The sequence below is a fragment of the Anaerophaga thermohalophila DSM 12881 genome (assembly GCF_000191885.1).
Taxonomy (GTDB): domain Bacteria; phylum Bacteroidota; class Bacteroidia; order Bacteroidales; family Marinilabiliaceae; genus Anaerophaga; species Anaerophaga thermohalophila.
The window spans coordinates 22,557-31,417 of record NZ_AEWI01000052.1 but is presented as its reverse complement, the minus strand read 5'-3'; the positions used below and the strand labels follow the sequence as shown (position 1 = coordinate 31,417).

Below are 8,861 nucleotides of genomic sequence, written 5' to 3'. Positions count from 1 at the left end.
CACAATAAATTTAACCATACGAATGTATCAATTTAAAACGAATCGCGCGCTGGTGGTACCCCCTTTAGAGGGCCAAGGGGTGTGCGACGGGAAGAATAAAACGAATCATTAAAGCTTATTTCTACCCCTTCCCTTCACCCCTCTTACTCCCCTAAAGGGGAGAACCGGGCCAACCCGCAAGCCACAATAAATTTAACCATCCGAATGTATCAATTTAAAACGAATCGCGCGATGGTGGTACCCCCTTTAGGGGGCCAGGGGGTGTGCGACGGGAAAGGATAAAAAGTAAAAATGAAAAACCAAAACTTGCCCCCTTCCCTTCACCCCTCTTACTCCCCTAAAGGGGAGAACCGGGCTCACACAGCCCACAATAAATTTAACCATACGTTTGTGACAATTTAAAAGAAATCGTGCGATGGAAATTCCCCCTTTAGGGGGCCAGGGGGTGTGCAAAGGGAAGGATAAAACGAATCATTAAAGCTTATTTCTACCCTACCTTCACCCCACTAACTCCCCTAAAGGGGAGAACCGGGCTAACCCGCAAGCCACAATAAATTTAACCATACGAATGTATCAATTTAAAACGAATCGCGCGGTGGTGGTACCCCTTTACGGGGCCAGGGGCTGTGCGACGGGCAATACAAATGAAACGAGCATAGCAAGGTTTGTCACAAAAGAATATGTATAAGTACTCACATGCGAGTTCCATCCGCCCTTAATAAGTAAATTTTATATGGATGAAGATTTAAAACTACCCCCCTTTGAACTTCCAGCTTTGAGCGAAAAGCTAACATCCTTTTGTGCAAAGTCCCCCACATCTATATCAATTAAAAACAACTAAAAAAATGCCCAATCAATCAGATAAAGTAAAAGTACTTCTCGTGTTCGGTACACGCCCAGAAGCTATAAAAATGGCACCTGTGGTAAACGAACTCGAAAAACAGCAAAGTACTTTTGAAACAAAAGTCTGCATCACGGCCCAACATCGGGAAATGCTCGATCAGGTTTTAAAAGTTTTTAATATCATTCCCGATTATGATTTAAATTTGATGAAACCCGGGCAAGACTTATACGACATAACTTCGGGAGTTCTACAGGGGCTTAAATCAATACTGAATGATTTTGCCCCCAACACTGTTCTCGTACATGGTGATACCGGCACCAGCACGGCAGCTGCATTGGCTGCTTTTTACAAACAAATACCCGTGGGACACGTGGAAGCAGGCCTGAGAACTTATAATATATACTCGCCCTGGCCCGAGGAGATGAACCGCCAACTGACCGGCCGCCTGACCACCTGGCACTTTGCCCCAACCCCATGGGCAGCCAAAAACCTGATTGAAGAAAAAGTAGCTAAGGAAAATATTTGTACAACAGGCAATACCGTTATTGATGCCTTACATAAGGCGACGGATATCATTGAAGATAACAAAGAGCTGAAAGCATCTGTCATAAAAGAATTAAACAACCTGATTCCAGGAATAACACAGGAAATAACCCAAAAGAAAATGCTACTAATAACAGGCCATCGGCGGGAAAATTTTGGCGAAGGTTTTCTTAATATCTGTAATGGCATAAAAGAACTGGCCTGGGCAAACCGGAATCTAATGATTATTTATCCTGTTCATCTCAACCCAAACGTTCAAAAACCGGTTAACGATATTTTAGGCGAACTCCCCAATGTTCACCTAATCCCACCTCAGAATTACCTACCGTTTATCTATTTACTTAAAACCTCATCCGTTATACTAACCGACAGTGGAGGCATTCAAGAAGAAGCCCCCGGCCTGGGAAAACCAGTACTTGTTATGCGCGAAACCACCGAACGTCCCGAAGCTGTCGACGCAGGAACCGTTAAGCTGGTAGGCACCAACAAAGACCTTATTGTTTCAGAAGTCACCAAACTTTTAACGGACAATAATTATTATCTCTCCATGTCAAAAGCCAACAACCCTTATGGCGATGGAAAGGCAGCTGAGAGGATTGTAGAGTTCTTAAAGGAAAAAGTTAGTAGGGGATTAAGCAATTAGATAGTAGATAATAAGAAGCACAAAATAATAACATGCGAATGTTAGAATCTCAAGAAATCGTGCGTTGGAACTACCCCCTTTAGGGGCCAGGGGGTGTGCGAAAGGGAAGGATAAAGAGAATTATTACTGCACTCATTATTAAAAATGAAAACCCAAAATAAATTACCCCTTTCGCTTTTTCCTTAAAATTTTAATATTTTCACACGCCAATCTTAAATTTACAAAATAATAAATGAAACCAATCACTGTCACCACCATGGGAATGGGATACATCGGCCTGCCCACATCTGCTGTTATGGCAGGTAAAGGAATCAGAGTCAACGGGTGCGATGTTAACCCTAAAGTGGTGGAAACTATAAATGCAGGAAATATACACATTGTGGAACCCGGCCTTGATACGTTAGTAAAAATTAGTGTTGAAACAGGCCTTCTTAAAGTTTTCCAGGAACCTCAACCCGCAGATGTTTATTTAGTGGTAGTTCCAACACCTTTTAACCAGGATCATCAGCCTGACACTTCCTTTGTGAAAGCTGCAACACGGAGCATAATCCCAATATTAAAAAATGGTGATCTTTTTATCATAGAATCCACCTCTCCGGTATTGACAACAGAAAAGATGGCTGAGATAATTTTTACAGAAAGACCGGAACTAAGGAAGGATATTTTTATAGCTTATTGCCCCGAAAGAGTTTTGCCCGGAAATGTGTTATATGAACTTGAACACAATGACCGTGTAATTGGCGGCATTGATGAAACATCCACCCAAAAAGCCATTGAGTTTTACCGTCTTTTTGTAAATGGCCAGCTTCACCCCACCAATGCCCGTACTGCTGAAATGTGTAAACTCACTGAAAATAGTTCTAGAGATGTTCAAATTGCTTTTGCCAATGAATTATCAATAATATGCGATAAGGCAGGAATCAATGTATGGGAATTAATAAGACTAGCTAACAAGCACCCCAGGGTCAACATACTGCAACCCGGATGCGGAGTTGGCGGCCATTGCATTGCTGTTGACCCCTGGTTTTTGGTTTCCGATTACCCGGAACATGCTCACGTTATTCGTCAAGCGAGAGAAATCAATGATTACAAAGCAGAATGGAGTGTTGAAAAAATACTGAGTACTGCCCGCCAGTTCGAGATAGACCACGGACGGCAACCGGTAATCGCCTGCATGGGCCTGGCTTTTAAGCCCAACATTGACGATTTGCGCGAATCACCTGCCAAGTACATAACATCAAAAATTGTTGCCGAAGCCCGGGGCGAAGTTCTAATAATTGAACCAAACATCCACAGTCATCCCAGCTTTACTTTAACACAATACATGGAAGGTTATGAAAAAGCCGATATTATTGCATGGCTTGTAAACCATAAGGAATTTCCGGGTATAACAAAAGATGAACAAAAGATTGAAATTGATTTTTGCGGGGTAAGAAAATGAAAATCATGTTTAAATACACGAATGATACAATATAAATTCAATCGCGGGCGGACGTACCCCCTTTAGGGGGCCAGGGGGTGAGCGGAAGAACGATTCAAACAAATATTTCAAGATTCCCCCTAATAGCTAAAACATGTAAACTGCACCTTCCACTACCCCACTAACTCCCCTGAAAGGAAGTACCACCAAACCCGCGTTTCGTATAAATTTGATAAATCCGAATGTTACAATAAAATAGTATCGCACGTAGGGTTCCCCTTAAAGGGAGTCAGGGAGTAACAAAGGAAAAGATGAACGAAATTACAAGATAAAAAATCTACCGGTTCCCCACCCATCCATACACAAATCACCATCCCCCGACATAATGAAAAACAAAATTACCTACATCACTTTTAATGAACCAGTCAACGGGGTTTATATCAGTCAGGTAATTGAAGTGGTTGAGCATATAATGAAAACAGGAATGGACATAAAAGTATTTGCATTCTTTTCATTACGTGACTACTTCAAAAACAGGAAGCTCCTCAAACATTATTTACCTGGTGCCATCGCGCTACCTAGCCTTGGACGCCTGAAAAACTGGAAATCAAACAGCTTGTGGCTTCAGTTATTCAAGAGAAGAATGAGCAATCAAACAATAATATGCAGGGGCCCTATAGCCACGAACCTGGCAATTGATAACCTAAAAAACGCCCGGATCATTTATGACGGAAGAGGTGCAGTTTGGGCTGAACAAAAGGAGTATGGAGTATATAATGGCTCAGGTATAGAAAATGAATTGTTTGAAATTGAAAAAAAGGCGGTAACACAAAGTCAACGACAAATTGCCGTTTCTTCTAAACTCATAAATTACTGGCAGGAAAACTTTAATTTTTCAGGAAATAGAGCCATAGTAATTCCCTGTACGCTCAATACAACAAAAAACGAAGACGCTGAGAATATCCCGGAAGATTTAATATCTTTTTTTGACTATGTCAATCAACAAAACTATACAGTTACTGTTTTTGCAGGAGGGAATGGCAAATGGCAGCAAATAGATAAAATTTGTGAATTTGCCTTAGAATCAATAGAAAAACAGGAATCTTCCGCTTTTTTATTTTTATGTCCACCCGACAAAAATATTCAGGATTTAAAGAATAAATTTCCCGCAAGAGTCTTTAATACCCTTGTATCTCCCGATTTGGTTCATACAATACTATCAAAATGTGATTACGGTATCATATTGCGGGAACAAAACACAACCAATAAAGTAGCTTCTCCTGTGAAAGTGGCTGAATACCTTTTTGCCGGGCTTAAAGTTATCATCAGTCCTGACATTGGAGATTATTCCAATATGGTAAAGGAGAATGATCTTGGAGTAATATGGACACCCAAAGGTGAAACACCCTACTTACCAAAACCTGATATCGCAGAAAGGCAACGAAATATACTATTTGTAGAAAAGCACTTAAGCAAATCGGTATTTAACTTTTCTGATTTAATAATTAGTTAAAAGACCATCTTCAGTTAATGAAAAAAAATAATTGAATACATAAAAAAGGGGTTATGAACCTATTATACACTTAAAAAGGGTTCCATGAAAAACATACAAAAAAACTAATGGAAATTTATACAGAAGCAATGAACGAATAATATCATTTCCTTCGTCACAAAAACAATGCAACAAGCATTCATAAAAAAAATCGCCCTCCTCACCGACGGCATCTACCCCTACATCATGGGTGGCATGCAAAAACACAGCTACTACCTGGCCAAATACCTGGTGCGGGCAGGGGTAAAAGTCGATGTTTACCATGCTATTCCTGAAGGGCAACCATTTCCTGAACAGCCGGAAGGTTTTAGTACCGAAGAGCTTAAAAACCTGCAATTCTTCCCCGTTCATTTTCCTAAACCCGGGAAAATTCCGGGGCATTACATCCGGAATAGTTATCTGTATTCCAAACGGGTTTATGAAAAATTTTTAAAGCAGGAACCAGTTGATTTTGTTTATATCCAGGGATTTTCAGGATGGTATTTTTTAGGAAAAAGATTAAAAGTTGAAAAGTTCAATATTCCAACAGGCATCAATTTTCATGGGGTAGAAATGTTCCAGAAAGCGCCCTCTTTAAGGGTTAATCTGGAACATCTTATGTTGCGCCCCTGGATAAAATGGAATTTACGCCATTCCGACATTATTTTTTCGCTGGGCGGGAAATTAACCGATATACAGAAAAAACCGGTAACACCACTAAACAAAGTCATAGAAATCCCCATTGGCATCACAAACGAATGGTTAATCAATAACATCCCCTCTCATACCGGAAATATCCGCAAATTTGTTTTTATCGGCCGTTACGAGCGCCGCAAAGGCATTGAAGAGTTACATTCCGTCATTAAACAACTTATTAAAGAGAATTATAACTTTCAATTCCATTTTATCGGTCCTGTCCCCCAATCCAAACGTCTAAATTCTAATAACCTACTCGCCTTCTCACCTAATAACCTACTCGCCTTCTCACCTAATAACCTAATGTACCACGGCTCCATACAAGACGAAAAAAAAATACAAAAAATCCTGCAACAATCTGACGTTCTGGTCTGCCCATCCTGGAGTGAAGGCATGCCTACGGTTATTCTGGAGGCCATGGCATCGGGTTGTGCCATCATCGCATCAGATGTGGGCGCAGTAAGTGAGCAGGTCAGCCCAGAAAATGGTATTTTGATTGAACCGGGCAATAAATACCAACTCAAACAAGCCCTCGAAAAAATGATACAACTGGATAATGGAAATCTTATGAAAATGAAACGAAACTCAATACAAAAAATAAAGGACAAATTTTTGTGGGAAAATGTGGCGGAACAAACCATTGAGGCGATTAGGTCAGTAGGCCAGTAAATCAGAAGGTTGTTAAACCAATAGCCACGGCTCAGAGACAGAACGGTAACTTGTTTCCAAATCTCATGATAAGTCCCCGAACCGCCGAGCGGTGGCAGAACTAAAGCAGCGACGGAACTGCCGCAGAAAAGACAAAACACACTAAATGATAATTAAACAAATACTCCATATTCCCTATTCCTGGGTAAAAGAATTAATAATTATTACACAAACCCCACTACAACAACAAAGTATTTTGCATTGGCTACAACAAACCCGGAACCACAACCATTAAACTTATTCCGCAGGCAGATAGCTGAGAAATAAAAAACAAAATTCGCATTTTTGTCTTATATTTGTAAAACAATTACAAATACACAAAAAAAATGATAGTAAATTTCTCTGTCAGAAATTTCAAGGCTATTAACGAAGAGGTTACACTCTCTTTTGAAGCAGCCCAGTCTAATGAACTGGATAAATACTATCTGATGCAACCCATAAAAAATAAACCCTTAAAGCTACTAAAGCTCGGATTGATTTACGGGGCAAATGCATCAGGAAAAACCACCATTCTTGAAGCATTAAATTTTTTAAGGGACCTTGTTATCAATCCCCTGGATAAAAAAACAGATACTTTAAATTTAAAACCATTTCTTTTCGATAAAAAGACACCAAACGAAAATACGTTCTTTTCGCTTGAGTTTATTCAAAACCAAACAAAATATTTATATAACATAGAGTTAAACTCAAAAGCTGTTATTTCAGAATCACTTTACAGTCACACCCCAAACAAATCTCTTGTCTATGAAAGGGAGACAAATACCCGTCAGGAGGTAAGCATAATCACCTGGGGTGCCAAATACAAAAGTCACTTAAACAAAGCCCAACGTGACGTACTTGTGGCCAATACATTGTGGAACAATACCCTTCTTGGGGGATATTTAAAAACAAATATAAACTCACAGGAACTGCAGGAAGTAACCAACTGGTTTAAACAAACGCTAAAAGCAATCATTACACCTCGCACAAATCTCCTTGCATACATCTCCAACTTATTAGATTCAGGCAAAATACAAAGAACCATTATAGTTGAGTTGCTAAAAAAAGCTGACTTTAATATTTCCGGTATTTCCATTAAGAAAAAAAGTATACATGTAAAACCGCATATTTTAGACCGTTTGTCGAATTCAGGGTTAATTCCGGATGAAGAAGTTTCTAAAATTAAGGAATCAGGAGAAATTGAAACGCGAGAAGTATTTTTCGAACATTCCGTTGCTGCAAGCAGCAAACAGGAGAATTACTTTTTGCCATACAACGATGAATCAGCTGGGACACAACGTTATTATCAGTTTGCAGGCTTATTAAGTCTGCTTATTACGCAATCTGTCATTTTCCCTGTTGATGAATTGGAAGCCTCGTTGCACCCGGACCTTTTTAAACATTTTTTATTAACGTTTCTTACCAATTCATCACGCTCACAACTCATTGCAACGACCCACCACCGGGAGTTCTTTTTAGAAAAAGATATTTTAAGAAACGATTCAATATGGTTTACCGAGAAAAATAAAAATTGTGGCGTTGATCTTTTTTCACTTAGCGATTTTGATTCATCTGTCATCCGCAATACAAGTTCGATATATAATGCTTACAAAATCGGAAAGCTTGGTGCCAGGCCCAATCTTAACGATTATTTCATAGATATGGAGGGGTTTAGTGATTAGCCGGTTAGGTCATTACATCAAGTCAGGCTGTCATTAGTAATTTGTGAAGAATCTGTAATTATATCCAATAAGGCAGGCAAGTTGGAGAGTAGATAACTTATTCAAAAACATAGCATAATGAGAAAAAAACGAACCTTACACAAACCTGTCGGAAAAAAAATCTTATCACTTGTTGTTGATGGAGAAACAGAAAAATGGTATTTCCAGCTAAAAAAAAGTTATGATAAATTGTCAACCATTGACATCCGTCCGGATCTGCCGGTTAAAAAGAAACTTCAAGAACAATTTGAGTATGTAAAAGAGCAGGCCAATCATGCTGATAAAGTTATCTGGCTTGTTGATTTTGACACTATATTAAAAGAGAACAGAGAATGCAAACAAGGAGAAAAGTCTAAAATCAAAGAATTTCAGCAGTATAAAAGCCAACTCGAAAAATCTGAAAACATCGAAGTTTGTGTAAACACGCCATGTCTTGAATTTTGGTTTTTGCTTCATTTTAAATCTACCAGCCGCTTTTACCCATCATGTAGTAGAGCTACGCAAGACCTCAAAAAAAGCAGTAATGTTCTCTCCGATTATAAGAAAACTGAACAATATTACAAAAAACGAGATAACGACATATATAAAAAACTGATGCCATTTCTTTCAACTGCACGTACTAATGCCAGAAAAAACGGTCAATTCGACAGCAATAATCCCGAAACAGGTATCGCCGAAATGTGGAAAATTTTTGATTTATTTGACAATGATTATAATAAGCAATAATCACGTGTGAGTGCAGTATAAAAAAGAAACGAGCATGGAAAAAGTTGCCG

Annotated in this window: 6 protein-coding genes; all 6 read left to right on the top strand. The window is 39.2% G+C overall.

Features of this window, described 5'->3' with window-relative positions; translation table 11 throughout:
* The first annotated feature begins 845 nt into the window (after nucleotides 1–845).
* The 6 genes from wecB to ATH1_RS0113585 all read left to right on the top strand — a co-directional run bounded on the left by wecB (nucleotide 846) and on the right by ATH1_RS0113585 (nucleotide 8,811).
* Complete coding sequence (gene wecB, locus ATH1_RS0113610; RefSeq protein ID WP_010422707.1) at nucleotides 846–2,030, top strand: non-hydrolyzing UDP-N-acetylglucosamine 2-epimerase; 1,185 nt, start codon at nucleotides 846–848, stop codon at nucleotides 2,028–2,030.
* A 232-nt stretch (nucleotides 2,031–2,262) separates the two neighbouring features.
* Nucleotides 2,263–3,471, top strand: coding sequence for a UDP-N-acetyl-D-mannosamine dehydrogenase (wecC, locus tag ATH1_RS0113605; protein WP_010422705.1), 1,209 nt, complete (start codon nucleotides 2,263–2,265; stop codon nucleotides 3,469–3,471).
* Between the two features lie 364 nt (nucleotides 3,472–3,835).
* Nucleotides 3,836–4,963: a glycosyltransferase family protein gene (locus tag ATH1_RS0113600; protein WP_010422704.1), complete on the top strand. Its 1,128-nt coding sequence runs from the start codon at nucleotides 3,836–3,838 to the stop codon at nucleotides 4,961–4,963.
* Nucleotides 4,964–5,128: 165 nt separating this feature from the next.
* The gene (locus ATH1_RS0113595) at nucleotides 5,129–6,346 is read left to right on the top strand and encodes a glycosyltransferase family 4 protein (protein ID WP_010422702.1); all 1,218 of its coding nucleotides are present in this window, start codon (nucleotides 5,129–5,131) and stop codon (nucleotides 6,344–6,346) included.
* Nucleotides 6,347–6,711: 365 nt separating this feature from the next.
* A complete protein-coding gene (locus ATH1_RS0113590; protein WP_010422701.1) occupies nucleotides 6,712–8,046 on the top strand; it encodes an AAA family ATPase in 1,335 nt (444 codons plus the stop codon).
* A gap of 117 nt (nucleotides 8,047–8,163) precedes the next feature.
* The gene (locus tag ATH1_RS0113585) at nucleotides 8,164–8,811 is read left to right on the top strand and encodes an RloB family protein (protein WP_010422700.1); all 648 of its coding nucleotides are present in this window, start codon (nucleotides 8,164–8,166) and stop codon (nucleotides 8,809–8,811) included.
* Nucleotides 8,812–8,861 lie beyond the last annotated feature (50 nt).